The 24,182-nt window shown below is 60.2% G+C and carries 24 protein-coding genes, 1 tRNA gene, 1 pseudogene and 1 riboswitch; of the genes and pseudogenes, 13 read left to right on the plus strand and 13 right to left on the minus strand.

Annotation, left to right across the window (positions count from 1 at the left end):
- Positions 1–12 precede the first annotated feature (12 nt).
- The 4 genes from AC1D2R_RS11230 to trmD all read left to right on the plus strand — a co-directional run bounded on the left by AC1D2R_RS11230 (position 13) and on the right by trmD (position 2,127).
- Positions 13–333, plus strand: a complete 321-nt coding sequence (locus tag AC1D2R_RS11230) for a chorismate mutase (protein WP_477967364.1) — start codon at positions 13–15, stop codon at positions 331–333.
- Positions 334–382: 49 nt separating this feature from the next.
- Positions 383–751 (plus strand): 30S ribosomal protein S16, encoded by a 369-nt coding sequence (gene rpsP / locus AC1D2R_RS11235; RefSeq protein ID WP_477967365.1) that lies wholly within the window; start codon positions 383–385, stop codon positions 749–751.
- A gap of 117 nt (positions 752–868) precedes the next feature.
- Positions 869–1,438 (plus strand): ribosome maturation factor RimM, encoded by a 570-nt coding sequence (gene rimM / locus AC1D2R_RS11240; protein WP_477967366.1) that lies wholly within the window; start codon positions 869–871, stop codon positions 1,436–1,438.
- An 8-nt stretch (positions 1,439–1,446) separates the two neighbouring features.
- Complete coding sequence (trmD, locus tag AC1D2R_RS11245; protein WP_477967367.1) at positions 1,447–2,127, plus strand: tRNA (guanosine(37)-N1)-methyltransferase TrmD; 681 nt, start codon at positions 1,447–1,449, stop codon at positions 2,125–2,127.
- Between the two features lie 35 nt (positions 2,128–2,162).
- Here trmD and AC1D2R_RS11250 read toward each other — a convergent pair.
- Positions 2,163–3,617, minus strand: a pseudogene (locus AC1D2R_RS11250) (NCS1 family nucleobase:cation symporter-1).
- A gap of 343 nt (positions 3,618–3,960) precedes the next feature.
- Between AC1D2R_RS11250 and rplS the strand changes: the two are divergent.
- From rplS to AC1D2R_RS11275, 5 genes are all read left to right on the plus strand, one after another.
- Positions 3,961–4,503 (plus strand): 50S ribosomal protein L19, encoded by a 543-nt coding sequence (gene rplS, locus AC1D2R_RS11255; RefSeq protein ID WP_037059104.1) that lies wholly within the window; start codon positions 3,961–3,963, stop codon positions 4,501–4,503.
- Between the two features lie 154 nt (positions 4,504–4,657).
- Positions 4,658–5,455: a transporter substrate-binding domain-containing protein gene (locus AC1D2R_RS11260; protein ID WP_477967368.1), complete on the plus strand. Its 798-nt coding sequence runs from the start codon at positions 4,658–4,660 to the stop codon at positions 5,453–5,455.
- Positions 5,456–5,474: 19 nt separating this feature from the next.
- On the plus strand, positions 5,475–6,299 hold the full coding sequence (locus AC1D2R_RS11265; RefSeq protein WP_477967369.1) for an amino acid ABC transporter permease: 825 nt from the start codon (positions 5,475–5,477) through the stop codon (positions 6,297–6,299).
- 241 nt (positions 6,300–6,540) lie between these two features.
- Positions 6,541–7,950, plus strand: coding sequence for a 3-isopropylmalate dehydratase large subunit (leuC, locus tag AC1D2R_RS11270; RefSeq protein WP_477967370.1), 1,410 nt, complete (start codon positions 6,541–6,543; stop codon positions 7,948–7,950).
- Between the two features lie 122 nt (positions 7,951–8,072).
- Positions 8,073–8,615, plus strand: coding sequence for a SixA phosphatase family protein (locus AC1D2R_RS11275; RefSeq protein ID WP_477967371.1), 543 nt, complete (start codon positions 8,073–8,075; stop codon positions 8,613–8,615).
- Between the two features lie 55 nt (positions 8,616–8,670).
- Here AC1D2R_RS11275 and AC1D2R_RS11280 read toward each other — a convergent pair whose 3' ends face one another.
- Positions 8,671–9,501: an aldo/keto reductase gene (locus AC1D2R_RS11280; RefSeq protein ID WP_477967372.1), complete on the minus strand. Its 831-nt coding sequence runs from the start codon at positions 9,499–9,501 to the stop codon at positions 8,671–8,673.
- Positions 9,502–9,635: 134 nt separating this feature from the next.
- Positions 9,636–10,184, minus strand: a complete 549-nt coding sequence (locus AC1D2R_RS11285; protein ID WP_477967373.1) for a L,D-transpeptidase family protein — start codon at positions 10,182–10,184, stop codon at positions 9,636–9,638.
- A 142-nt stretch (positions 10,185–10,326) separates the two neighbouring features.
- Between AC1D2R_RS11285 and AC1D2R_RS11290 the strand changes: the two genes are divergently transcribed.
- Together AC1D2R_RS11290 and AC1D2R_RS11295 are read left to right on the plus strand one after the other, a co-directional pair.
- Positions 10,327–11,010, plus strand: coding sequence for a response regulator transcription factor (locus AC1D2R_RS11290; RefSeq protein WP_477967374.1), 684 nt, complete (start codon positions 10,327–10,329; stop codon positions 11,008–11,010).
- Position 11,011: 1 nt separating this feature from the next.
- Positions 11,012–11,467 carry a cyclic nucleotide-binding domain-containing protein gene (locus tag AC1D2R_RS11295; protein ID WP_477967375.1) on the plus strand — a complete coding sequence of 152 codons (456 nt, stop codon included), beginning with the start codon at positions 11,012–11,014 and terminating at the stop codon, positions 11,465–11,467.
- Between the two features lie 21 nt (positions 11,468–11,488).
- On the opposite strand, the gene AC1D2R_RS11300 is transcribed toward AC1D2R_RS11295, so the two are convergent.
- From AC1D2R_RS11300 to tesB, 6 genes are all read right to left on the minus strand, one after another.
- Positions 11,489–12,292: an exodeoxyribonuclease III gene (locus tag AC1D2R_RS11300; RefSeq protein WP_477967376.1), complete on the minus strand. Its 804-nt coding sequence runs from the start codon at positions 12,290–12,292 to the stop codon at positions 11,489–11,491.
- A gap of 124 nt (positions 12,293–12,416) precedes the next feature.
- On the minus strand, positions 12,417–13,091 hold the full coding sequence (locus AC1D2R_RS11305) for an outer membrane lipoprotein carrier protein LolA (protein ID WP_477967377.1): 675 nt from the start codon (positions 13,089–13,091) through the stop codon (positions 12,417–12,419).
- Between the two features lie 136 nt (positions 13,092–13,227).
- Entirely contained in the window at positions 13,228–15,897 is a 2,670-nt protein-coding gene (locus AC1D2R_RS11310) for an FtsK/SpoIIIE family DNA translocase (RefSeq protein ID WP_477967378.1), read from the minus strand.
- A 241-nt stretch (positions 15,898–16,138) separates the two neighbouring features.
- Positions 16,139–17,503, minus strand: coding sequence for an ammonium transporter (locus AC1D2R_RS11315; RefSeq protein WP_477967379.1), 1,365 nt, complete (start codon positions 17,501–17,503; stop codon positions 16,139–16,141).
- Between the two features lie 23 nt (positions 17,504–17,526).
- Complete coding sequence (locus AC1D2R_RS11320; protein ID WP_037059084.1) at positions 17,527–17,877, minus strand: P-II family nitrogen regulator; 351 nt, start codon at positions 17,875–17,877, stop codon at positions 17,527–17,529.
- 210 nt (positions 17,878–18,087) lie between these two features.
- Complete coding sequence (gene tesB, locus AC1D2R_RS11325; RefSeq protein WP_477967380.1) at positions 18,088–18,972, minus strand: acyl-CoA thioesterase II; 885 nt, start codon at positions 18,970–18,972, stop codon at positions 18,088–18,090.
- A gap of 86 nt (positions 18,973–19,058) precedes the next feature.
- Between tesB and AC1D2R_RS11330 the strand changes: the two genes are divergently transcribed.
- Positions 19,059–20,273 (plus strand): ubiquinone biosynthesis hydroxylase, encoded by a 1,215-nt coding sequence (locus AC1D2R_RS11330; protein ID WP_477967381.1) that lies wholly within the window; start codon positions 19,059–19,061, stop codon positions 20,271–20,273.
- On the opposite strand, the gene AC1D2R_RS11335 is transcribed toward AC1D2R_RS11330, so the two are convergent.
- From AC1D2R_RS11335 to AC1D2R_RS11350, 4 genes are all read right to left on the minus strand, one after another.
- Positions 20,270–20,458 (minus strand): Trm112 family protein, encoded by a 189-nt coding sequence (locus tag AC1D2R_RS11335; RefSeq protein WP_477967382.1) that lies wholly within the window; start codon positions 20,456–20,458, stop codon positions 20,270–20,272. The two genes, AC1D2R_RS11330 and AC1D2R_RS11335, sit on opposite strands and share 4 nt — an antisense overlap.
- Positions 20,459–20,468: 10 nt before the next feature.
- On the minus strand, positions 20,469–21,140 hold the full coding sequence (locus AC1D2R_RS11340) for an LON peptidase substrate-binding domain-containing protein (RefSeq protein ID WP_477967383.1): 672 nt from the start codon (positions 21,138–21,140) through the stop codon (positions 20,469–20,471).
- A 100-nt stretch (positions 21,141–21,240) separates the two neighbouring features.
- The gene (gene trxA, locus AC1D2R_RS11345) at positions 21,241–22,206 is read right to left on the minus strand and encodes a thioredoxin (RefSeq protein WP_477967384.1); all 966 of its coding nucleotides are present in this window, start codon (positions 22,204–22,206) and stop codon (positions 21,241–21,243) included.
- A 53-nt stretch (positions 22,207–22,259) separates the two neighbouring features.
- The gene (locus AC1D2R_RS11350; RefSeq protein WP_477967385.1) at positions 22,260–22,769 is read right to left on the minus strand and encodes a prolyl-tRNA synthetase associated domain-containing protein; all 510 of its coding nucleotides are present in this window, start codon (positions 22,767–22,769) and stop codon (positions 22,260–22,262) included.
- A gap of 256 nt (positions 22,770–23,025) precedes the next feature.
- Here AC1D2R_RS11350 and AC1D2R_RS11355 point away from each other — a divergent pair.
- Positions 23,026–23,100 (plus strand) — tRNA-Gly (locus tag AC1D2R_RS11355).
- A 941-nt stretch (positions 23,101–24,041) separates the two neighbouring features.
- A riboswitch (TPP riboswitch) is annotated at positions 24,042–24,153 on the plus strand.
- The last annotated feature ends 29 nt before the right edge of the window (positions 24,154–24,182 follow it).

A 24,182-nucleotide genomic window follows, 5' to 3' on the forward strand; every position in this document is an offset into this window, starting at 1 on the left:
GTCGCGTAAACGATGACTGATCCTGAAATCAAAGCCCAGCTTGCGAGCTACCGCCAGTCGATCGACAACATCGACGCGGCACTCGTCCATATTCTGGCCGAACGGTTCCGCTGCACCAAAGAGGTCGGCGTTCTCAAGGCCAAATACAGATTGCCGCCGGCCGATCCGGCGCGCGAGGAATACCAGATCGAACGCCTCCGCCACCTGGCGAAGGATGCCAATCTGGACCCGGATTTCGCCGAGAAGTTCCTGAACTTCGTCATCAAGGAAGTCATCCGGCATCACGAGCAGATCGCAGCGGATCACGCCGAGAACGGCGCCGTCGCAAAATGAACCATGCCGCCAAACCAGGCGGTCCAGAAAAGTCGAAGGAGTAAAGAAAATGGCACTGAAAATTCGTCTCGCCCGCGGTGGCTCCAAGAAGCGTCCGTACTACCACGTTGTTGTTGCCGACGCTCGCTCGCCGCGCGATGGCCGCTTCCTCGAAAAGCTCGGTTCCTGGAACCCGATGCTCGCCAAGGACGACGCAAAGCGCGTTGAACTCGACGCCGAGCGCATCAAGCATTGGCTCGACAACGGCGCACAGCCGACCGACCGTGTTCTGCGCTTCCTCGACGAAGCCGGCGTTGCAAAGCGCGAAGTCAAGAACAACCCGGAGAAGGCAAAGCCAGGCAAGCGCGCTCAGGAGCGTGCTGCCGAGAAGGCTCAGAAGATCGCTGACGCTGCCGAAGCTGCTGCTTCCGCAGAATAATTCGGGATCTTTCCTGATTGAACGGGTGGCATGGCGACATGCCGCCCGTTTTCGTTTCCATTCCGCCCCACTTCGTTTATGAGAAAACCACATTTCCGGCTTCACATGAAGGACGCCATGACAAAGCTTGAAAACCCGGTGCTGATGGCAACCATCGGCGGCGCGCAAGGCCTTCGCGGCGAAGTGCGCGCCAAGGCCTACACCGCCGACCCGACCGCCCTGGGCGACTACGGCCACCTGCACAGCCTCGACGGCCGCAGCTTCGAGGTTCTTGAAATCCGCGAGGCAAAGAACGTCGTCGTCGTCCGCTTCCGCGGCATCAACGACCGCAATGCGGCCGAAGCCCTGAACGGGCTGGAGCTCTACGTCGAGCGCGACAACCTGCCGGACGAGGAGCTGGAGGAAGACGAATTCTTCTACGCCGACCTCGAGGGGCTGGAAGCCCTGGATGACCAGGGCGTCAGCTACGGCACCGTGACCGGCGTCTTTGATTTCGGCGCAGGCGACCTTCTCGAACTCAAGGGTCCCGGCAAGCGTCCGGTCCTGATCCCCTTTTCCGAAGCTTCGGTCCTGGAGATCGATCTAGAAGGCGGCAGGATCACCATCGATCCGCTGGCAGCCGGCCTTGTCGAGAACCCGGATGAAGACCCGACGTTTGCGCCGGACAAGCCAAAAAAAAAGAAGTGAGACAGCCCATGGGTTTCCGGGCGACCGTGCTGACGCTCTATCCGGAAATGTTTCCGGGCCATCTCGGTGTCTCGCTTGCCGGCAAGGCGCTGGAGCGTGGCCAATGGTCGCTGGACGCCGTGCAGATCCGCGATTTCGCCACCGACAAACACCGCACGGTCGATGATACGCCCGCTGGCGGGGGTGCTGGCATGGTGCTGAAGGCGGATGTGTTGGCCCGCGCCATCGACACCCACTCCGACAACGACACCCGTCCACGCCTGCTGATGAGTCCGCGTGGCAAGCCGCTGACACAGGCGCGCGTGCGCGAACTCGCCTCTGGAGACGGCGTGATCGTTGTCTGCGGCCGGTTCGAAGGCGTCGACCAGCGCGTCATCGACGCGCGCCAACTGGAAGAGGTCTCGATCGGCGACTACGTGCTGTCGGGCGGCGAACCGGCCGCACTGACCATGCTCGACGCCATCGTGCGCATCCTGCCGGGCGTCATGGGCAACGATCTCTCGGGTCTCCACGAAAGCTTCGAAGGTGGTCTGCTGGAGCATCCGCACTATACCCGCCCGCAGCAATGGGAGGGCCGCGACATTCCCCCGATCCTTACCTCCGGCAACCACGGTGCCATCGACAAGTGGCGGCGCGAGCAGGCGGTGGAGCTGACCAGAGCGCGGCGGCCCGACCTGCTGGATAAGTAGCGAAAAATGCCCGGCCGAGGCCGGGCATTTCGATGTCAGGTGGCAGCGCCGACTGCAGATCGCCGTGCGCCCATGCGCAATAGATAATAGACCCCGCCGCCGATGCCGACGCCGAAGAACCAGCCATAGGTGCCCCACCAGTCAGGCAGGAACGAGGTGAAGGTCGGAAGGATGGAGGAGAACAGCGAACCGATCGCGAATGCGATGAAGGCATTGACATGCCAGCCACCCTGGAACCGGAACTCGCCGTTTTCCTGATAGAGCGCCGCAACGTTCAGTTCGCCCTTCCGGATCAGATAGTAGTCGACCATCATCACCCCGAAGATCGGTCCCATGGTCGAGCCGATGAAGTTGACGAAGTGCGCGGCACCCGTCTCCCATGGTGCGAACGGATAGAGCACCAGCGCGATCAGAGCGGCGATATACCCGCCACGCTTGAAACTGATCTGCCGCGGGAAGACATTGGAGAAGTCGAAGGCCGGCGAAACGAAGTTCGCCACCACGTTGATACCGAGCGTCGCGACGGCGAATGTAAGCGCCGCCAGCAGAGCGAGGAACCAGCTGTCGAACTTCGCGGAGATCGCTTCGGGATGCAGAAGCACTTCGCCATAGACGGTGAATGCCGCCGTCGTCGTCACGCCGGCCACGAGGCAAAAAGCGATGAGATTGATCGGTAAGCCCCAGAGATTGCCCTTGCGCAGCGTCTTGACGTCCTTGGCGTAGCGCGAAAAGTCGCAGAAGTTCAGGTAGAGCGCCGCAAAATAAGTGATCCAGGTCGCGGCGACGGCGGCAAGCGCCGGAAACGAACCCGGCTCTCCCGGAATGCCGGCATCCTTCGTCTTCTCCAGCAGCACGTCGCGCGGGATCTCGCTGCCGAACGAGAAGGTGCCTGCCTTGATCACGAGATAGACGGCGAGAACAAGCATCATTATCCAGACGGCAGGGCCCGCCAGATCCTGAAACTTGCGGACGGTCTCCATGCCGCGCTGGATGATCAGTAGCTGCAGCGACCAGACGATCACGTAGCAGATGACCTCGAGCGTCGAATGTCCGAGCAGATGATTGTTCTGATGGAAGGCGAGGAGGCTCTCGTTGCGCATCAGAAGCGCGACGATCGCGCCCGATGCCGCTGCCGTTTGCGCACCCTACCAGAAGCAGGCGACCACGGCACGCACGAGCGCCGGCGCATTGGCTCCGAACGTGCCGAATGAGGCGCGCGCGAGCACCGGAAACGGAACGCCGGTCTTGACACCGGCATTGCCGACGAGGCTCATCAGGAAAAAAATCACCAGCGACCCGATGCCGATGGCGATCACGAAGTTGATGAAACTGCCGCAGAGCAGAAAAAGGCTCGCAGCGAGGTAATAGCCCCATAGGCTGTGGACGTCGGACGTCCACACATTGAAGATGCTGAAGGCGCCCCACTTCCTCTCCTTGGCGGGCGCCAGGTCCTCGTTATACAATGAGAGCGATGGATTGCTGATTGTCATGATTCCCCTCTCCGATCTTCGGGGCCACAAAATAACCACAATCAAGTGTGCTGCTAACTTGTGCATTTGACAAATAATTAATCAAATAATGCACAGACTTGATGCCGCGCCAGCGTCATGGAGCCACCCATTCGACGCTATCGGACAATGAAATTTGTGCCGCGAGGGGTGACAAAGACCGCGCAATAGGGTATGCGCACGCCCGGAATGGGAAATTTCCCATCAACCAAGCAAAGAAAGACAGACGAATTCGCTCCTGCCCTTACCGGCAAGTATCCGAGGCTTGACCAAGGATAGATCGTTTAGAGCGCTCTGGCTGTTGAACCAACAAAGAGGTTGAGTCATGAACATCATTCAGCAGCTTGAGGCCGAACAGGTCGCCAAGATCGAAGCCAAGCGCACGCTTCCGGAATTTTCCCCGGGCGACACCGTCCGCGTCAACGTGAAGGTCACGGAAGGCACTCGTACCCGCGTTCAGGCCTATGAAGGCGTCTGCATCGCACGCTCCGGCGGCGGTCTGCAGGAAAACTTCACGGTCCGCAAGATTTCCTACGGCGAAGGCGTCGAGCGCGTATTCCCGGTTTACTCCCCGATGATCGAAAGCGTCGACGTCGTTCGCCGCGGCAAAGTTCGTCGTGCGAAGCTCTACTACCTGCGCGACCGTCGCGGCAAGTCTGCTCGTATCGTTGAAGACACCGGCGTTCGCGCCCGCAAGCTCAACGACGCCGAACGCGCTGCCATCGCCGAGGAAAAGGCACGTCTGGAAGCCGAAAAGGTTGCAGCAGCTCAGGCGCTCGCAGCCGAAAAGGCAGCACAGGAAGCGGCGGAAGCCAAGGCAGCTGCAGAAGCAGCAGCCGCAGCAGCTGCGGAACCGGCAGCAGAATAAGTTCTGCGCTGACGCAAAATTCTTTGCGCGAAAAGGCGGTCTTCGGGCCGCCTTTTCTGTTTTTGGACCTTTCGGCTTAGGCAATTGCCCTTGCCATCCACTTTGCAACTATGACAGTTTTCCGCCAGCCACAATTCGGGGAGACTTTTTCAAAATGCCGTTCCGCCGCACCGTCCTCGCAGGACTGACCGCTCTTGTCCTTTCGCCGCTAGCGACCTTTGCCGCCGACCTTCCCGATCTCGAGGGCAAGGCGGTCGTCGTCGTCACTGAGAATGCCTACCCGCCGCTTCAGTTCGTCGACCCGAAGTCCGGCAAGGCCATCGGCTGGGAATATGACGCGATGAACGAGATCGCCAAGCGGCTGAACTTCAAGGTCGAGTACCAGAACACCAGCTGGGACGCGATGATCCAGGCAGTGTCCGACAACCAGTACAACATCGGCATGACCGGCATCACGATCAAGGACGACCGCAAGGCCAAGGTGGATTTCTCCGACCCCTACTTGYGCTCGCAGCAGTTCATGCTGGTACGCGGCGATGAAAGTCGCTTCACGGATGCCAAGACCTTCGGCGCTTTCAACGACGGCCTCGTCGGCGCGCAGCCGGGTACCTCCCCCTTCTACACTGCGGTCTACGAGATCCTCGACGGCAACGAGCAGAACCCGCGCATCAAGCTGTTCGAGACCTTCGGTGCCACGGTACAGGCGCTGAAGGCCGGCGACGTCGACGTCGTGCTGACCGACAGCGTCGCAGCCAAGGGCTATGTCGATGCCTCGAGCGGCGGTCTGAAGGTCATCGGCGGCCCGCTCGGCACCGAGGACTTCGGCTTCATCTTCCCGAAGGGTTCCGATCTGGTCGCCCCGGTCAACGCCGCGATAGCAAGCCTGAAAGCCGACGGTACCTTCGATGCGCTGAACAAGAAGTGGTTCCTCGATTACAAGATGGGCGAATGATCCGGTCTTCAGCTCCCCCATGCTAGCTCCTCAGCCGCCCCCCGGTGGGCATAGCAAGGGCGACTATCCCTGGTGGTTGGTCGCCCTCGTCGTGATCGGCATCGTCCTTGCCCTCGTCATCGTCACCAACGACATCTACGCGCAGGTCTTCCGTACCGTCTTCAATGGCGTCGGCATCACTGTCTTTGTGACGTTGGTGGGCTTTGCGCTGGCCATCGTGCTCGGCCTCGGCATCGCCCTTCTCGGCCTTTCCGACAGCGTGGCTCTCCGCCAGATCTCGCGCTTCTACATCGAGGTGATCCGCGGCGTGCCTATGCTGGTACTGCTGTTCTATGTCGCGTTCGTCGGCGCGCCAGGGATCATCGCGGCCTACAATTTCCTGATCGGCCCGCTGGTCCGCGCGGGCCTCGCGGACTTCGTGCTGGTGCGCGATTTCTCGCTCATGTGGCGGGCGATCATCGCGCTGATGATCGGCTACTCCTCCTTTATCGCCGAGGTCTTTCGCGCCGGCATCCAGTCCGTGGACCACGGGCAGATCGAGGCCGCCAAGGCGCTCGGACTGTCGCGCTACCACCGCTTCCGCCTCGTCGTCTTCCCGCAGGCGATCAAGGTGATCTTCCCGCCATTGTCCAACGACTTCGTGGCAATGGTGAAGGATAGCTCGCTCGTCTCTGTGCTCGGTGTCTCCGATATCACGCAGATGGGCAAGATCTACGCCTCCGGTTCCTTCCGCTTCTTTGAAACCTATTCGATCGTCACCTATATCTACCTCATCCTGACGATCGGACTGTCCCTTGCGCTGAGGCAGGTAGAGAAGCGAATGCGTGGGAAAGACCGGCGATAGCGGCTTCATGATTCGAATTGCCGCCGTCACCAAAAATTGATATGTGACGGCTCATGGAATCCAAGTTCAAGTGCATTGGGGCGCATATTTTCGTGCTGCAGGATCATTATCGCCTGCCGGCACGTTTCTTTGCGACTGTTTCCGGTGCTCTCAACAGCCGACTTCGTTGATCGAATGACGGCCGGCGGACCAATCCGCCAAACTCCATTCTCCATATGCATCAAAAAACGGACATACTGCCATGAGCGCACCGCGTACCCTCTACGACAAGATCTGGGACGACCACCTGGTCGATGAACAGCCAGACGGCACCTGTCTTCTCTACATCGATCGCCACCTGGTCCACGAGGTCACCTCGCCGCAGGCCTTCGAAGGCCTGCGCATGACCGGCCGCAAGGTTCGCGCCCCCGAGAAGACGCTCGCCGTCGTCGATCACAACGTCCCGACCTCGCCTGATCGTCACCTGGGCATCAAGAACGAGGAAAGCCGCATCCAGGTCGAGCAACTTGCCATCAATGCGGCCGAGTTCAACGTCGAGTACTACTCGGAGAACGACAAGCGCCAGGGCATCGTGCACATTATCGGGCCGGAACAGGGCTTCACGCTGCCCGGCATGACAATCGTCTGCGGCGACAGCCACACCTCGACCCACGGCGCCTTCGGCTCCCTCGCCCACGGCATCGGAACCTCCGAGGTCGAGCACGTTCTCGCTACGCAGACGCTGATCCAGAAGAAGGCGAAGAACATGCTGGTGCAGGTCGACGGCAAGCTCCCGGCCGGCGTGACCGCCAAGGACATCGTTCTTGCCATCATCGGGGAAATTGGCACTGCCGGAGGCACGGGCTACGTCATCGAATATGCGGGCGAAGCTATCCGCGCGCTGTCGATGGAAGGCCGCATGACCATCTGCAACATGTCTATCGAAGGCGGCGCCCGCGCCGGCCTGATCGCGCCAGACGACATCACCTTCGAATACATCAAGGGCAAGCCGCGTGCGCCGAAGGGCGAAACGCTGGAGCAGGCGATTGCCTACTGGCGGACGCTGACAACTGACGAAGGCGCACACTACGACCGCGTCGTCACGCTGAACGCCGCCGAGCTGCCGCCGATCGTGTCCTGGGGCTCCTCGCCAGAGGACGTCATCTCTGTCCAGGGCATCGTTCCGAACCCGGACGAGATCCAGGACGAGACCAAGCGCAGCTCGAAGTGGCGCGCTCTGGACTATATGGGCCTGAAGCCCGGAACGAAGATCACCGACATCGCAGTTGATCGCGTCTTCATCGGCTCGTGCACCAACGGCCGTATCGAGGATCTGCGCGCAGCCGCCAAGGTTGTCGAAGGCAAAACCGTTGCTTCGACCGTCAATGCCATGATCGTTCCGGGCTCCGGCCTGGTGAAGGAACAGGCGGAAGCCGAGGGCCTCGACAAGATCTTCAAGGCTGCTGGCTTCGACTGGCGCGAGCCGGGCTGCTCCATGTGCCTGGCCATGAACGACGACCGCCTGAAGCCGGGCGAACGTTGCGCATCGACCTCCAACCGCAATTTCGAGGGCCGCCAGGGATTCAAGGGCCGCACCCACCTCGTCTCTCCCGCGATGGCCGCCGCAGCTGCGATCGCCGGTCACTTCGTCGATATCCGCGAGTGGAACTGACGCAAGATGCTTCCCTCGCCCATTGGTGAGGGAAGCAAATCCGTCTTCGCAAGACATGACGCGCATTCGGTGCCACAATATGTCACGCGACTGCCTGGCTGTTGTTTGTTCGGGTGAGCGACATGGATGCGTCAAGCAATAGCGCGCCGCAGTGGCGACGCCTTCTTCTTCTACGCCACGCGAAATCCGCCTGGCCGCCGAATGTCGCTGATCACGACCGTCCGCTGGCAGAGCGTGGGCAAAGGGCGGCGCCGCTGATCGGGGCCTACATGGCCCACGAAATGCTGCTGCCAGACCTCGTCCTCGTCTCCACAGCGCGACGCGCACAGGAAACATGGGCGCTCGTGGCAAGATCACTGCCTGCTGCGACCTCCTGGCGCGACGCACCGGAGCTTTATGAAGCATCGGCCGCCCGCATGGCCGGCATCCTCGTCACCGTCGATCCGACGATCCGGACAATCATGTTGGTCGGGCACAATCCCGGTTTGGGCGACTTGGCGGAAGAGCTCGTCGGTACAGGCGATTCCGATGCGCGCAGGCTCATGTCGGAAAAGTTCGCGACTGGCAGCCTCGCGGTAATCGCCTTCCAAGCGGGCAATTGGAACGACGTCTCACCGGGAAGTGGAAGGCTGGAGCGTTTCGTGACGCCGCGCATGCTCACCTGAATGCATAGCGTGCCATAAATGACTGAGGGCGACTTGGAGCCGCCCTCCTCGCATATCAGAATGTCGCCGTCTTCGGGTCTGGCCCGATACGGGCACCTTGATTGTCGAGTTTCGCGATCGATGCCATGTCGTCACCGTCGAGCTTGAAGTCGAAGACCTTGAAATTCTCCTCGATGCGCGACGGCGTTATCGATTTCGGAATGACGACGAGACCGCTATCCAAGTGCCACCGGATGATGACCTGCGCGGACGTCTTGCCATGTTTTCTTGCGATTTCGCCGATCACCGGATGATCGATGAGCTTACCCTGGCCAAGTGGGCTCCAGGACTGGGTCGCGATATTCAGCTTGTTGTGTGCCTCTTGCGCGACCTTCTGCTGAAAGTCCGGGTGCAGCTCGATCTGGTTGATGACCGGAACGGTGCCGGTTTCGGAAATAAGCCGATCGATGTGCTCGGGATAAAAGTTCGATACGCCGATCGAACGGGCGCGACCGTCTTTCTTCAGCTGGACGAAGGCCTTCCAGGTATCGACATATCGGTTGCGCGTCGGTGCCGGCCAGTGAATGAGGTAGAGATCAACATAGTCGGTACCAAGCCGCCTCAGGCTCTTGTCGAAGGCCTTCAGCGTCGAATCATAGCCCTGGTCGTCATTCCAGAGCTTTGTCGTCAGAAAGATGTCCTTGCGATCGACGCCGGAGGTGCGGATGCCCTCCCCGACACCGTCCTCATTTTCGTATACCGCGGCTGTATCGACATGGCGATATCCGGCCTCGATGGCGGTGCGCACCGTGGGCGCGGCGATATCATCGGGCGTCCGCCATACGCCGAGGCCGACCTGAGGAATGGAATGGCCGTCATGAAAAGTGATGATCGATTGCTGTGCCACAATATGTCTCCGAAAGCTCAATGAATCGAACTGGGTGTAACCGCAGTTTCCCGCTGACGTGCCTGCGCGCATCTCAGCCCGAGCGCAGGTCGAAACGCATATAGGTCATCGCATCCCGATTATCACCCCTGACGTCAGAGAACTCGAACCACTGTCCCTCGGCGCATGAACGGTAGCAGGCGGCGCATGTCACGCGGATGAATTGCGACGCATCCTGCCGTCGGCTCGTATCCCGGCTTGATCAGGTGGAAGAAGATGGCGGAGCCACGGTTGCGCGCACGCGATGTGACATTCCAGTCCATCACGAGGCAGATGTCGTAAAGCCCGTCGTCGCGCTTCAACTCTTCGTGGCTCGGTCGAAACGGAGCCTTGACGAGGCGGTTGTAGTTCGGATCGCCCGGCTGATCGCACCAGAGCATGTCGTTGCGGATGCGACGAATCGGAAGCAGCGTTCGGAGGCACGCCGGCCGCTCGCCGCGTCGGAAGCCGGAAAGCAGCTTCATCGACGCAATCGGCGTTGCGCCATCGCCCTCGCGTTTCAACACGGTTCGGCCCGAGCGACCGATTGCGGCCGGCACCACTATTGCACCGAATTGAACCAACGCTCGGCTTTTCTGACCCGGCGCGGGTCGAACAGTAATGATCGTTGACTGTATACATCGCGGCCGCCTTGTTTTTTCCATCTTTCTCACGTGTTTTCGCAATTGCTTGGGCAATGATTGAAATCATATAGCACCATATACGACAACAGCTTGGTCTCCTGATCTTTGCCAACGACCGAAAGTGGCGTAGGACTATGGAACCAGATGGCGAGGACAGAGCCGCATGACCGCACGCACCATTCTGTTGGTGGACGATGACGATGATCTTCGCGAAACCCTCACGGAGCAGCTTTCGCTCTATGATGAGTTTACTGTTTTACAGGAAACAACTGCGGCGAAGGGCGTGGAACGCGCACGGGCGACGCCGATCGATCTGCTGATCATGGACGTCGGCCTACCCGATATGGACGGCCGCGAGGCCGTCAAGCTTCTGCGCAAGGGTGGCCTGAAGGCACCCATTATCATGCTGACGGGACACGATACGGACTCGGATACGATCCTTGGCCTCGAAGCGGGCGCCAACGACTATGTCACGAAGCCGTTCCGGTTTGCAGTTCTGCTTGCCCGCATCCGCGTGCAGCTACGCCAGCATGAGCAGAGCGAGGATGCAACCTTCAATGTCGGCCCGTATGTCTTCAAGCCAAGCCAGAAGCTGCTGACGACGGACAACGGCCAGAAGATCCGCCTGACGGAGAAAGAGGCGGCAATTATCCGCTATCTCTATCGCGCCGAGCAGAAGGTCGTCACCCGCGATGTGCTGCTCGAAGAAGTCTGGGGCTACAATTCCGGCGTCACGACGCACACGCTCGAAACGCACGTCTACCGCTTGCGGCAGAAGATCGAGCGTGATCCATCCAACGCCGAAATTCTGGTAACGGAAAACGGCGGCTACAAGATCGTACCGTAGAATGGCGCTCAACGACGATATCCGCCTGCTTTCGCAGCTGCCGCTTTTCAACGAGATGTCGGAGGATCAGCTCCGGCTGATCGCCTTCGGCGCCGATCGGCGTTCGATATCAGGCGGACAGCTGCTGTTTCGCGAGGGTTCCCCGGCGGAAGGCGCCTATGTCATCCTGACCGGCAGCGTCGAGCTCAGTCGCACGGGCCGGAACGGACAGCAAGAGGTACAGGCCGTCGTCGGCGCTGGGACGATGCTTTCGGAGCTTGCACTCATCACCCTGGTCGAGCGCAAGTTCACCGCGGTCGCCAAGGAGGATACGAGCATCATCCGGATCACCCGGGCACTATTCCACCGCCTGATCGAGGAATATCCTGAAGCCGCGCAGCTGATCGAAAATCGCATACGCAACAATATCGCTGTGCTGGCGGCCAAGGCCGCTGCGGAGCTGCACCGCTTCGCCTGACAATGTCTGAAGATCAAAGCCCTAGAGATCGAAATGGGCGGTCACCGGCACGTGGTCGGACGGCCTTTCCCAGCCGCGGGCTTCCTTGAGAATGTCGATGCGTTGAAGATGAGGCCCGAGATCCTGCGACGACCAGATGTGGTCCAGGCGCCGGCCCCGATCGGCAGCCTGCCAGTCCTTGGCCCGGTAGCTCCACCACGTGTAGAGCTTTTCGTTCGCCGGAACATGCTGGCGCATCAAGTCCAGCCAGGCACCGTGCTTCATGACATCGAGCAGGCCCTCGGTTTCGACAGGCGTGTGGCTGACGATCTTGAGAAGCTGCTTGTGCGACCAGACGTCGTGCTCGAGTGGGGCGATATTCAGGTCGCCGACCAGAATGGAGGAGGTATTGGCCTCTCCGTTTGCCTTGAGCTGCTTCATCTCCTCGACGAAATCGAGCTTGTGGCCGAACTTCGGATTGATTGCTCGGTCGGGCTCGTCGCCGCCCGCCGGCACATAGAAGTTGTGAACACGGATGCGGCGGCCCCCGCGCTCGAAAACCGCGGAGATGTGACGGGCATCGCCAACGCGGCAGTAATCCTGCCTGTGGTCTTCCGTCAGCGGAAAGCGCGAGGCGATGGCAACACCGTGATAGCCCTTTTGCCCGTGGATGATGATGTGGTCGTAGCCCATGGCGCGCAGCGGTGCTGCGGGAAACAACTCGTTCGGCACCTTGGTTTCCTGCAGGCAAAGAATGTCCGGCCGATGCTTGAGAACGAGTTGCTCGACGATTGGCATGCGCAGCCGCACCGAATTGATGTTCCAGGTGGTAATCGAGAAGCTCATTCCGCTGCCTTTCAAATCCGCATTGCGATCATGGCTTTAGAGCAAAGGCATGCAGGATGGAACGCAAAGGCGCAAAGAAAAACGCCCTGCTATCACAGGGCGTCTGAGATCATGTGGATACAAATCAATCGCGGTAGGCGGCAGTACCCGGAATGACCTCGTAGGGCACCCTGAAGACCTTGTCGTCGAACTGCATGCCGGTCTTCACGTTAAATACCATGACCGATGTGTCCTTGCCCTGGTTGTCCGTAATCGTCCACTGCCGGAGATCATAGGTCTTAGGGTCGAACATCATCGTGATTGTCGAATTGCCGAAGACCGTGTTGTTGCCGAGTGCGATGGTGGTGAGATCCGACTCTTCCTTCACGCTCTTTACCGAGCCTGCTGAAAGGTCGATCCGCTGAGCGAGAAGCAGGCTGAGCGGCGTCTTGGACAGAGGATAGAGATCCCAGGTCTTGAGCTTCATGTTGCCGATCGCAACGTTCTTGCCGTCGGCGATGACGCGGATGGGCGACGGATCGTCATAGTTGAAACGCAACCGGCCCGGGCGCTTTATGAAGAATTTGCCGCCGGTCTGCTCCCCACGCGGACCGAACTGAACGAATTCGCCCTGCATGGTACCGACGCTCGAAAAATGGTCGGCGATGGCCTGAGCGGTCCGGTTGTTCGACGCTGCGGCGGCCGCCTGCGCAAAGACGCTCAGTGGAATCGCGGTCGAGGCCGCAGCGACAGCGATGGCGCCGAACATGTGGCGCCGGGTCAGCGAAATGCGGTTCAGGAAGGAATCGGAGTCGGTCATCTAAGTCTCCTTTATGCAATCTGAATGCTGCTGAAACACGGCGTCTTGATGGCGCATTCAACGGCCTGCGGCAAGGTAACGGTTTCGGAGCGATCAGGTTTCCGTGAAGTCCGGTTTCGCGAAAATATTCCGGACTTCAACGGTCGAGAATGTCACCCTCGGTCGGAACGAGAATCTCGCGCTTGCCGGCATGGTTGGCCGGCCCGATGATGCCTTCCTGCTCCATGCGCTCGATCAGCGACGCGGCCCTGTTGTAGCCGATACCCAGCCTGCGCTGAATATACGATGTCGAGGCCTTTCCGTCACGCAGAACAATTGCAACCGCCTGATCGTATGGATCCTCGGAATCCGCGAGGTTCGAGGCGCCGGACGGCCCCCCACCGTAGTCGCCGTCTTCTTCGTCGTCGGCGGTGATGGCATCGAGATACTGCGGCGATCCCTGCGTCTTGAGATAGGAGACGATTTCCTCGACCTCCATGTCGGCGACGAACGGGCCGTGCACGCGCTGAATGCGGCCGCCGCCTGCCATATAGAGCATGTCGCCCATGCCCAGCAGCTGTTCGGCACCCTGCTCGCCGAGGATCGTGCGGCTGTCGATCTTGGAGGTGACCTGGAAGGAAATGCGGGTCGGGAAGTTCGCCTTGATCGTGCCGGTAATGACGTCGACAGAGGGACGCTGAGTCGCCATGATCACGTGGATGCCGGCTGCGCGCGCCATTTGCGCCAGGCGCTGCACCGCGCCTTCGATGTCTTTGCCGGCGACCATCATCAGATCGGCCATTTCGTCGATGATCACGACGATGTAGGGCATCGGCTGCAGGTCGAATTCTTCCGTCTCGTACATCGCCTCACCTGTGTGGCGGTCGAAGCCGGTCTGGACGGTGCGCGAGATCGCCTCGCCCTTGGAGAGGGCCTGCTCGACGCGGCTGTTGAAGCCGTCGATGTTGCGGACGCCGATCTTCGACATCTTTTTGTAGCGCTCTTCCATCTCTCGCACGGTCCACTTGAGCGCCACGACGGCCTTCTTCGGATCGGTGACGACAGGCGAGAGCAGATGCGGGATGCCGTCGTAGACGGAGAGTTCCAACATCTTGGGATCGATCATGATCAGGCGGCACTGCTCGGGGGTCAGGCGATAGAGCAGCGAGAGGATCATCGTGTTGATGGCAACCGATTTGCCCGAACCAGTGGTGCCGGCGACCAGCAGATGCGGCATCTTGGCAAGATCCGCGATGACGGCTTCGCCGCCGATCGTCTTGCCCAGCGCCATGGCGAGCTTCGCCTTGGAGCCTTCGAAATCGCGCGAGGCGATGAGTTCGCGCAGATAAACGGTCTCACGCGTCGAGTTCGGCAGTTCGATGCCGATCGCGTTGCGACCGGGAACGACGGCGACGCGAGCGGCGATCGCGCTCATCGAGCGGGCGATATCGTCGGCAAGGCCGATGACGCGGGATGACTTGATACCAGGGGCCGGCTCCAGCTCATAAAGTGTGACGACAGGGCCGGGACGGACGTGGATGATCTCCCCCCTGACGCCGAAATCCTCGAGAACGCCCTCGAGCATGCGGGCGTTCTGCTCCAGCGCTTCGGCCGACAGCGTCGAATCGCGGATGACATTCTTCGGTTCTGCAAGGAGATGCATCGACGGAAGCTGGAAGCCCTCGGGACGAATGAAGGAACCCTGCTGCTCGCGTTCGATGCGAGCGCCGGGCTTCGGACGCGAGGACGGCTGAACGACGCGAGGCTCGGGCCTTGCGCCGGTCGATTTTGCCGGCGCGCGCATCATCCAGTCTTCGTCGTCATCGGGAAGAATATCGGCGGGACGCGGCGGCATGTCGTTGTCGAACGGCAGGCCATCATCCTCGTCGTCATTCAGCGAGATCGATGGTGCAGAAACGATGCGGCGCTGCGAGGCAGCGCGCGATTCCATCGAGGGCTCCAGCCGTTCGCCGCGAGTCGCGGGCGCCTTGGCGCGAACGGGCTCGTTCAGCTTGCCGAACTCGTCATCGTTGAAATCGTAGGGCGACTCGAAGTCTTCCTGCCGACGTTTGCGCGGACCCATGCCGAGCAGGCGGCGCAGGCGCGCTTGGCTCATGTACCATGCATGCGTCAAAGCGCCGAAGGCGAGCCAGCCGCCGTCCTCGTCGTCTTCGTCCTCGTCACCCACCGAACGCAGCTTGGAACGGCTGGCGGCATAGTTTTCGGCCTCCTCTTCCGCTTCCTCCTCGTCGGTACGGCCGACGATGCCCGCGGCAAACAGCATCATCCAGACGGTCGGGACCGAAAGGACGCAACCGATCGCGGTCGCGAAGGCACCCGTCGGATAAGCACCGACGAACAGGGCGGGAAAGCGCAGGATCATATCGCCGACGACGCCGCCGATTCCGTTCGGGATCGGCCAGGTGAGCGGCGGCGGAAAGCAACCGAGGACGGCGGACGACAGTATGGAGCCCAGGCCCCACGCTGCGGCCCGCGCCGAAATACGGCTGAGGCGGCGGCCGGAAATCAGCGCCAGCGCCCAAGCGACGACGGGCAGCAGCGCCACGACGCTGGCCAGCCCAAAGAACTGCATGAGAATATCCGCAAACGCGGCACCGCCATAGCCAAGAATGTTGGTCGGCTCATTGCCGGTCGCATAGGAATAGCTTGGATCGGCGACGTTCCAGGTTGCGAGGGCCGCGACCGCCAATGCGAGCAGCAAGAAGATGGCGAATCCCAAAAGGGTCTGCGCCTGCCGGAACATGAACCCCGAAAGGGAGAAACGGTCCGGCCGGCCATCCATTGCTGGCGATGTGCTTCTTGCCATGTTTATACCCGTCCAATGCCTGAAAGCGTGCGAATCGCTAATGCGCCTCGCGCCCAATGCGTCCGCTCCACCTAATCAAACGACGGTTAAAGCCGTATTAACCATGCACTCCCCATATCTCGCATTGGAAAATAAAAAGCCCCGAACCTTTTGAGGGTCGGGGCCAAAGCGGCTTAAACGTTTCGAATAGGCCGCTACGGGCTGTTTTGCGGCGCCCATGACAGGACGCCGCAAGCCTTGATTACGAGTGGTAAGCGGCTTCGCCATGCGTTGCGAGGTCGAGACCTTCACGTTCCGCTTCGACAGTGACTCGCAGACCGACGATGATATCGACGAGCTTGTAGAGGATTGCCGAGCCGATGCCGCACCATACGATGGTGGTAGCGACGGCCGTCAGCTGGGTGACGACCTGACCGCCCATGGTGACACCTTCGACATAGCCGACACCACCGAGCGATGCGGAAGCGAAGATGCCGGTGGCAATCGCGCCGAACATCCCGCCGATGCCGTGGACGCCGAAGACGTCAGCGGTATCGTCGTATCCGAACTTGTTCTTGACCACGGAGACGAAGAAGTAGCACAGCGGCGAAACGATCAGGCCCATGATGATTGCGCCCATCGGACCGACGATGCCCGCAGCCGGCGTGATCGCAACGAGACCAGCGACCATGCCGGAGGCGCCACCGAGCATGGATGCCTTGCCGCGGGTAAGCGTTTCGACAACCGCCCATGAAACGATGGCTGCAGCAGTGGCAATGAAGGTGTTGACCGTTGCGAGCATAGCGCCGCCGGAAGCTTCCAGGTTGGAGCCGGCGTTAAATCCGAACCAACCGAACCAGAGCATCGACGCACCGACCATGGTCAGCGTCATCGAGTGCGGAGCCATCATGTCCTTGCCGAAACCGGTACGCTTGCCGACCATGATCGCACCGATCAGACCGGCAACGCCGGCGTTGATGTGAACGACCGTGCCGCCTGCGAAGTCGAGCGCGCCCATCTTGAAGAGCAGGCCGTTGGCATCCCAGACCATATGAGCGATCGGAAAGTACACGAAGGTTGCCCACAAGGCGCAGAACAGGACCACAGCCGAGAACTTGATGCGTTCAGCGAAGGCACCGACGATCAGTGCAGGCGTGATCGCCGCAAACGTCATCTGGAACAGTGCGAAGATGAACTCAGGAATGACGACACCCTGCGAGAAGGTCGCAGCCGTCGAATCCTTCGTGACGCCAGCGAGGAACATCTTCGCCGTGCCGCCCCAGTACGGGCTGTCGGAACCGCCGAAAGCGAAGGAGTAGCCGTAGATCACCCAGATCAGCATCAGTACGGCAGCAACCATCGTGCACTGCATCAGCACGGAGAGCATGTTCTTTGCACGAACGAGGCCGCCGTAGAACAGCGCAAGACCCGGCAGGATCATGAACAGAACGAGCAGGGTGGAGATGAACATGAAAGCTGTATCGCCCTTGTCAGGAACAGGGGCAGCAGCGGCAGCAGGGGCGGCGGTCGCGGCAGCGTCCTGCGCGAAGGCTGCAACCGGCGCCAGAAGCACTGTGGACGCGGCGGCAAGACGCGCGTAGGTGGAAGTAAACTTCGAAATGGACATTGAGAAAAGCTCCTTGCTCGGCCTTACAGCGCTTCTGAGTCGGTTTCGCCGGTACGGATGCGCACGGCATGGTCGATCGAATAGACAAAGATCTTGCCGTCGCCGATCTGACCCGTCTTGGCCGACGACGCGATAGCTTCGACTGCCTTTTCTACGATTTCGCTGGCGACTGCGATTTCGATCTTGAGCTTCGGCAGGAAGCTGACCGCATATTCGGTGCCGCGATAGATTTCGGTATGTCCCTTCTGGCGCCCGTAGCCTTTTACTTCGGTCACGGTCAGGCCCTGAATGCCGATCGCCGTGAGAGCTTCGCGCACCTCATCGAGCTTGAACGGCTTGATAATGGCCATCACAATTTTCATCTGGTTTCCCATCCTTCGTTACCCTCGGCACGGAGCCGACTCTCCTTGCCGCTGACGTTCACGAACAGCGACCGGCGATATACATTCAAGGGGCGTGCCAGATTCGAAATGACAACTAAGTAATTGAAAAATAAACACGATAATTGATGGCACTAATAAACAGGCAAATGATTGCCCGATAATCGCTCAAAAAACACCCAAATGAACGAAGATGCGCATTTATTACGCATTTGCTCTTTTACGAATCAGCCCCTCCTGAGCCACCGAGGCAACCAGGACACCATTTCGCGTAAAGAGGCTACCGCGCGTCAGACCTCGCGCTCCGGAGGCAGAGGGACTGTCCTGTGTGTAGAGGAGCCAGTCGTCGAGGTGCGTGGGACGATGAAACCACATCGAATGATCGAGGCTGGCGACTTGAAGTGTATGATCGAAGATTGACGTTCCGTGCGGATAAAGCGACGTGTCCAGCAACGTCATGTCGGATAGATAGGCGAGAATGGACGCCTGATAGAGCCTGTCGTCCGGAACAGGACCGGTCGCCCGCACCCAGACGTGCTGGAACGGATCGAGCTTCTTGCTCGAGAAGTAGTGCGTGAGCGCCACAGGCCGGATTTCGATGGGCCGCTCGCGTTCCCAATACTTGCGGATCGCCGCCGGGGCATTGACCAGATACTGTGCGGCGATCTGCTGCTCATCCAACAGCGTCTCGGGCTGCGGCACGCCAGGCATGTCGATCTGATGATCGAAGCCCGGCTCTTCGATCTGGAACGAGGCTGACAGCGCAAAGATCGCCTTTCCATGCTGGACAGCGACGACGCGACGCGTGTTGAAGCTGGAGCCGTCACGAATCCGCTCGACTTGATAAACGATCGGAACGGCGGGATCACCCGGCCGCATGAAATAGGCGTGCAGCGAATGCACGAGACGTTCGCGCTCGACCGTCCGTTGCGCCGCCATCAGGGCTTGTGCGATCACCTGGCCGCCAAAGACGCGCTGCCAGCCGACCTGAGGGCTGACGCCACGGAAAATATCGACTTCGATCGGCTCCAGATCGAGCGTCGACAACAACGTTTTCATGGCGGTCGGCTTTTCGGTGTCGCGCGTCATTTTGTATGGCTCCGGACGGTAGGAAGTGCGGCGGCGATGATCTATATAGATCAATACGATATTCACAGGCAAAAGGACTGAACGCTATGCGGGACATGCTGGTTGTTGGCGCGGGTTATATCGGTCTTTCCGCTGCCGTCGCGGTCAAGCAGGCCGCCCCTCATCTCGACGTCGCCGTTGTCGAGGCAGCGCCGGAAGAGGCCTGGCAACGCGACACGCGCGCGTCCGCCGTCATCGCCGCAGCAACGAAGATGCTGGAGGTCTTCGGCATCTGGCACGAGATTGAACCCGACGCACAGCCGATCACCAAGATGATCGTCACCGACTCGAAAACCGCCGATCCCGTGCGCCCCGTCTTCCTCACCTTCGACGGTGAGGTGTCCGAGGGCCGGCCATTCGCGCACATGGTTCCCAATGTTGCACTGGTGAGGGCGCTGCGCGGCGCCTGCGGCCGGCTTGGCATAGAGATCCACCATGGGCTCGGCGCCACCGGCCTGAAGACAGGCGATACACATGCCGAGGTAACGGTTTCCGACGGCACGGTGCTGGAAACGCGCCTGGTGGTCGCCTGCGACGGCGTCCGCTCGCATGTCCGCGAACTGGCCGGAATCAAGACGGTGTCCTGGGATTACGGCCAATCGGGGATCGTTACGACGGTCGAGCACGAGCGCCCGCACAATGGCTGCGCCGAGGAACATTTCCTGCCCGCCGGCCCCTTCGCCATCCTGCCGCTGAAGGACAACCGCTCGTCGCTGGTCTGGACGGAACCGACCGCGGAGGCAAACCGCCTGGTCAAATCCGACGATCTTATCTTCGAGGAGGAACTGGAACGCCGCTTTGGCCACAAGCTCGGCACGCTGAGGGTCGTCGGCGACAAGCGCGCTTTTCCGCTCGGCCTCACCCTCGCACGCGCCTTCGTGGCTCCGCGTCTTGCCCTTGCCGGCGATGCGGCACACGGCATCCATCCGATTTCCGGCCAGGGACTGAATCTTGGGTTCAAGGATGTCGCAGCCCTTGCCGAAACAATCGTCGAGGCCGACAGGCTGGGTCTCGACATCGGCTCGATCAATATCTTGGAGCGCTACCAGGCTTGGCGCCGCTTCGACACCTTCCGCATGGGGGTGACGACCGACGTACTGAACAGGCTGTTTTCCAACGATCTTGCGCCGATCCGGATTGCCCGCGACCTCGGCCTCGGCATCGTCGACCGGCTGCCCGGCCTCAAATCCTTCTTCATTGGACAGGCCGCCGGCACGACGGCGAAAGACAATCCACGCCTGCTTGCCGGCCAAGCAATCTAATCGTCCAGCTCCCGCGCCTCCGACACCAACATGATCGGGATGCCGTCGCGGATCGGGTAGGCCAGACGCGCCTTTTCCGACACCAGCTCGCTATGATCGCGGTCGTAGGTAAGCCTACCCTTGGTCAGGGGACAGACCAGCAGTTCCAGAAGCTTCGGATCAACGCGGCTGAGTTTTTCGTCCATGTGTCCGCCTTTACTGCAGCACCGTGTCGGAGTCACCGAAGACGCGCGCAAGCACGATTTCGGTGATTGCGATAAGCGTTTCGGCTCGCGTCTTCAGGTCGGGCGCTTCGAGCAAAGCCTGCTTCTCGGCCGGCCCGAAGGGCGACATCATGGCAAGCGAGTTGACCAGCGTCAGATTGCTGGCACGCTCCACGCTCTCCCAGTCGGCCTCGAGCTTGTTGGCGTCGAGATAGGCTTTGAACGCGGCAAGAAGCGCTACTCGATCGACGGCATCTTCCTCGTCACGCGCCGAAAGATCGGCGATGAAAGGCGCGATGCGGAATGTGCGGAACGGCTGATGCGTTTCCTTCTGTTCCAGCAGACGGAAACGGCAGATGCCGGTGAGCGAGACGATGTAGCGGCCGTCGCCTGTTTCCGCAAACGAGGTGATACGGCCGAGGCAGCCGACTGAAGCCAGATTGGCATCGCCATGCTTATCCTCCGTATCTCCAAGCGCAGGCTGCACCATGCCGATCAGCCGGTTGCCCGTAAGCGCGGCGTCGAACATCGACAGGTAGCGCGGCTCGAAAATATTCAGCGGCAGCTGTCCTGTGGGCAGCAGAAGCGCGCCCGCCAAAGGGAAAACGGCGATCGTGTCAGGCAGATCGCCGGGTTTCAGATATCGTGCATTCCCCACTTGCATAGAGGCTGGTCCCGCATCATCGGCAAGGCGCAACGTCACGCGCCCGCACTAACGGAATGTGGGGTACGCCCTCAAAAACGCAAGGGCCATTCTCGCAAACTTAGGAGAAGAGCATCGCTGAAAGCTTGCGCCGCGCAGCAACGGTCGCCGGGTCCTTGAACCCCCACACCTCGAAGAACTGGAGGAGCTGGCGACGTGCGCCGTCGTCGTCGAACGTGCGGTCCTTGCGCATGACATAAAACAGGTGCTCGGCCGCTTCGTCGCGCCTGCCCTCGACATTGCGGATCTTCGCCAGTTTGACGCGCGCTTCGTAATCGTCGGGGTTGCGGGCCAGCTCATGCTCGAGCGCCACTGGATCCCCGAGCTTGCGGGCTTCCTCGATCTGCGCGAGCTTCTTCAGAACCGCCTGGATCCCAGCATCCTTCGCCATCTCTTCAGGAAGATCGGCGAGCGCCTCACGCGCCCGTTCGTGCTGGTTGGCGGCAATCATGCATTCCGCCATGCCGGCAAGCGCCTTGGCATTTTCAGGATCGGATTGCATGACGGCGCCGTAAAGCTGCGCCGCGCCATTGACATCGCCAGCGGCGAGAAGGCCGTCCGCTTCCTTCAAGACCGCTTCGATTTCGGCGGCTTGATCGGCACCGGCGGGACCGGCGATACGATCGATGAATTCGCGGATCTGGCTTTCCGGGACCGCGCCCATGAAGCCGTCAGCCGGCCGGCCGCCGACGAAAGCGATGACCGCCGGGATCGACTGGATACCGAGCTGGCCGGCAATCGACGGATGATCGTCGATGTTCATCTTGACGAGCTTGACGCGGCCCTGGCTCTCGTTGACCACCTTTTCAATGACAGGCGTCAGTTGCTTGCAGGGACCGCACCAGGGCGCCCAGAAATCCACCAGAACCGGCTGGTTGCGGGACTCCTCGATGACATCCTTCGTAAAGGTTGCGGTCGTCGTGTCCTTGATGTAGCCGCCTGCTGCTGGTGCCGGCGCATCGCCGTAGCTTGCCGTTGCAGACATCTGGCCAAAGGAATTGTTGTAAGGGTTGTCGTTACCGCTCATAGGTCTCTCCCGCCGCGCCGGTTAGCCGGCCTTTCTAGCGCTAAAATCGTATGTCAGGACGTCACTTTCAAGACAAGCGGCTTGTGTCCGGTCGCTTCCATGAAACGAACGAGATCACCACTTGCGATCGACGTCGTGGCGTCGTTTGAAAGCGGGTGGCAATTGATGATTTCTTCCTTCATCAGGTCCGCATCAAGCACAAACGTGACGTTGCGCCCCGAATCGTTGATCGCGCCGAAAGCCGTCACCGAACCCGGCGTCACGCCGAGATACTCCATCAGCTTCTCCGGCTTTCCGAACGACACCTTGCTTGCAGCACCGATCAGCGTATGCACCGTTTTCAGATCGACGGCGGCATGCTCCTCGACCGTCAGAAGGAAGAACTGATCCTTCTTGTCCTTGACGAACAGATTCTTCGTGTGTCCGCCGGGAATTTCGTCGCGCAGCGAGACAGATTCGGCGACTGTGAAGACCGGGGCATGCGTCTTGGTGCTGTGCTTTGCACCCAGCCCATCGAGAAAAGCGAACAAGTCGTCAGCGGTTTTCGGCATCGTTTCAGTCATTTCAGGATCCGTCGGTCTCATGGAAAGCGGTAAGGCATCCTGATTACGTCCGTCATCCTTCTTTTGCAACGCCCGCATTTGACGGTTTTCCCTGCGTTTGCGGCGTTCTTGACACTCCGATCGAGGCCGTCCGAATTTTTCTTCGAGTTTGCGTCATTTCCCTGTTGCATTTGAAAATCGTTTGGGCGATATAGCGCCCGTCGCCGCAAGGTGGCGCCCACGGTCCTCACAACTACCCCGGACCGATGTGGATTGAGCGGGTGTAGCTCAGGGGTAGAGCACAACCTTGCCAAGGTTGGGGTCGAGGGTTCGAATCCCTTCGCCCGCTCCAGTTATCTTATGAAGATCAATACGTTACCCATCGGCCGCCGCAAGGCGGCTTCATTGCGTGAATTCAGTTTCGCCACCGTGGTCCCCTCGGGCATGGGAAGCGTGTCGAGGGTTCGAATTCACCATCTCCGCCAACCCCACCTTATTAACATATTGCTTTAACTTGTTTTTTTCGTGTTTTTGTTCGGTCGGCTGGGACTTTTGTTGGTACTTTAGATTACGTGCTACCCATGAACTTGCTGTTCCGATCTTCGCAATGGGTCGCTGGTTCGGGTCCTGCAAGCGGCATATCATCGCAAAACGTCACCTATCTTTCAGGTCGGGCAACTTTTCCGAAGTGTTGACAGCTGCGGCCGCCTGCCGGTGCGCTTCGATCGAGCCATCGAGGTCTGAGAATTGTTGGTACGTGCACGTCCTCACTGCTTTGTCGTCAATGAGGCGTAGATAATCCGCTTCAACGCCGCATCGAGTTCGTCATTGGTCGTGCCCGGCAGGGCGCGATCGATATACCGCCTGATAAGGGCCAGCGCGTCCTCGCTATCGTGCTCAATGGTAGCGTGCAGAAGATTGCGGATGAGCGCGTCGAGACGATCGGTCGCGTCGCCGGATGTGATAGGGTCGTTAACGGCTATGGAGCATTCTCCCTTCAGCGCGGTGGCAGGCGGTCGCGGCTGGGTTCCAGCGCCTCACGACTGGACCTGTCCCTCGCGACCGCGATCGAGCCGCAAGTCAATTTCACCACGTATATCGCAGGCCGGCGGCTCCCGGAAGCTATTGCGTTTGCCGCCGTCCGCGCCGCCGACAGCGAACTGGTCGCGCTCGAAACGGCAGGACCGAGCTCTCACCGCCTTTTTTTCAGCAGCAGCTTCCGCAAAGTGGTGTGCCGTTCGATGGCCGCAAAGCCGATGCTTGACAGCCTCGCCCCGCACGCTCTAACCTTTTGGCATTCACCAGGGGGGTCCCGGCAAGGGGCTGAGATACTGCTATCGCGCGCAGTGACCCGTTGAACCTGATCCAGTTCATACTGGCGTAGGGACGGTGCAAGCGCTCGAAAGGCTTCGGATTCACGCGTGGAATCCGAGT

Source organism: Rhizobium sp. P1_C7 (genome assembly GCF_056406295.1).

What these genes read in the sequence shown, in the direction of transcription:
- rpsP (WP_477967365.1), top strand. Translation starts at nt 383, where the DNA reads ATGGCACTGAAAATTCGTCTCGCCCGCGGTGGCTCCAAGAAGCGTCCG.
- AC1D2R_RS11295 (WP_477967375.1), top strand. Translation starts at nt 11,012, where the DNA reads ATGGCGCTCAACGACGATATCCGCCTGCTTTCGCAGCTGCCGCTTTTC.
- AC1D2R_RS11275 (WP_477967371.1), top strand. Translation starts at nt 8,073, where the DNA reads ATGGATGCGTCAAGCAATAGCGCGCCGCAGTGGCGACGCCTTCTTCTT.
- tesB (WP_477967380.1), bottom strand. Translation starts at nt 18,972, where the DNA reads ATGACGCGCGACACCGAAAAGCCGACCGCCATGAAAACGTTGTTGTCG.
- rplS (WP_037059104.1), top strand. Translation starts at nt 3,961, where the DNA reads ATGAACATCATTCAGCAGCTTGAGGCCGAACAGGTCGCCAAGATCGAA.
- AC1D2R_RS11330 (WP_477967381.1), top strand. Translation starts at nt 19,059, where the DNA reads ATGCGGGACATGCTGGTTGTTGGCGCGGGTTATATCGGTCTTTCCGCT.
- AC1D2R_RS11290 (WP_477967374.1), top strand. Translation starts at nt 10,327, where the DNA reads ATGACCGCACGCACCATTCTGTTGGTGGACGATGACGATGATCTTCGC.
- AC1D2R_RS11230 (WP_477967364.1), top strand. Translation starts at nt 13, where the DNA reads ATGACTGATCCTGAAATCAAAGCCCAGCTTGCGAGCTACCGCCAGTCG.
- trxA (WP_477967384.1), bottom strand. Translation starts at nt 22,206, where the DNA reads ATGAGCGGTAACGACAACCCTTACAACAATTCCTTTGGCCAGATGTCT.
- AC1D2R_RS11265 (WP_477967369.1), top strand. Translation starts at nt 5,475, where the DNA reads ATGCTAGCTCCTCAGCCGCCCCCCGGTGGGCATAGCAAGGGCGACTAT.
- AC1D2R_RS11350 (WP_477967385.1), bottom strand. Translation starts at nt 22,769, where the DNA reads ATGACTGAAACGATGCCGAAAACCGCTGACGACTTGTTCGCTTTTCTC.
- AC1D2R_RS11305 (WP_477967377.1), bottom strand. Translation starts at nt 13,091, where the DNA reads ATGACCGACTCCGATTCCTTCCTGAACCGCATTTCGCTGACCCGGCGC.
- AC1D2R_RS11315 (WP_477967379.1), bottom strand. Translation starts at nt 17,503, where the DNA reads ATGTCCATTTCGAAGTTTACTTCCACCTACGCGCGTCTTGCCGCCGCG.
- AC1D2R_RS11285 (WP_477967373.1), bottom strand. Translation starts at nt 10,184, where the DNA reads ATGGAAAAAACAAGGCGGCCGCGATGTATACAGTCAACGATCATTACT.
- AC1D2R_RS11300 (WP_477967376.1), bottom strand. Translation starts at nt 12,292, where the DNA reads ATGAGCTTCTCGATTACCACCTGGAACATCAATTCGGTGCGGCTGCGC.
- leuC (WP_477967370.1), top strand. Translation starts at nt 6,541, where the DNA reads ATGAGCGCACCGCGTACCCTCTACGACAAGATCTGGGACGACCACCTG.
- AC1D2R_RS11310 (WP_477967378.1), bottom strand. Translation starts at nt 15,897, where the DNA reads ATGGCAAGAAGCACATCGCCAGCAATGGATGGCCGGCCGGACCGTTTC.
- AC1D2R_RS11320 (WP_037059084.1), bottom strand. Translation starts at nt 17,877, where the DNA reads ATGGGAAACCAGATGAAAATTGTGATGGCCATTATCAAGCCGTTCAAG.
- rimM (WP_477967366.1), top strand. Translation starts at nt 869, where the DNA reads ATGACAAAGCTTGAAAACCCGGTGCTGATGGCAACCATCGGCGGCGCG.
- trmD (WP_477967367.1), top strand. Translation starts at nt 1,447, where the DNA reads ATGGGTTTCCGGGCGACCGTGCTGACGCTCTATCCGGAAATGTTTCCG.
- AC1D2R_RS11335 (WP_477967382.1), bottom strand. Translation starts at nt 20,458, where the DNA reads ATGGACGAAAAACTCAGCCGCGTTGATCCGAAGCTTCTGGAACTGCTG.
- AC1D2R_RS11340 (WP_477967383.1), bottom strand. Translation starts at nt 21,140, where the DNA reads ATGCAAGTGGGGAATGCACGATATCTGAAACCCGGCGATCTGCCTGAC.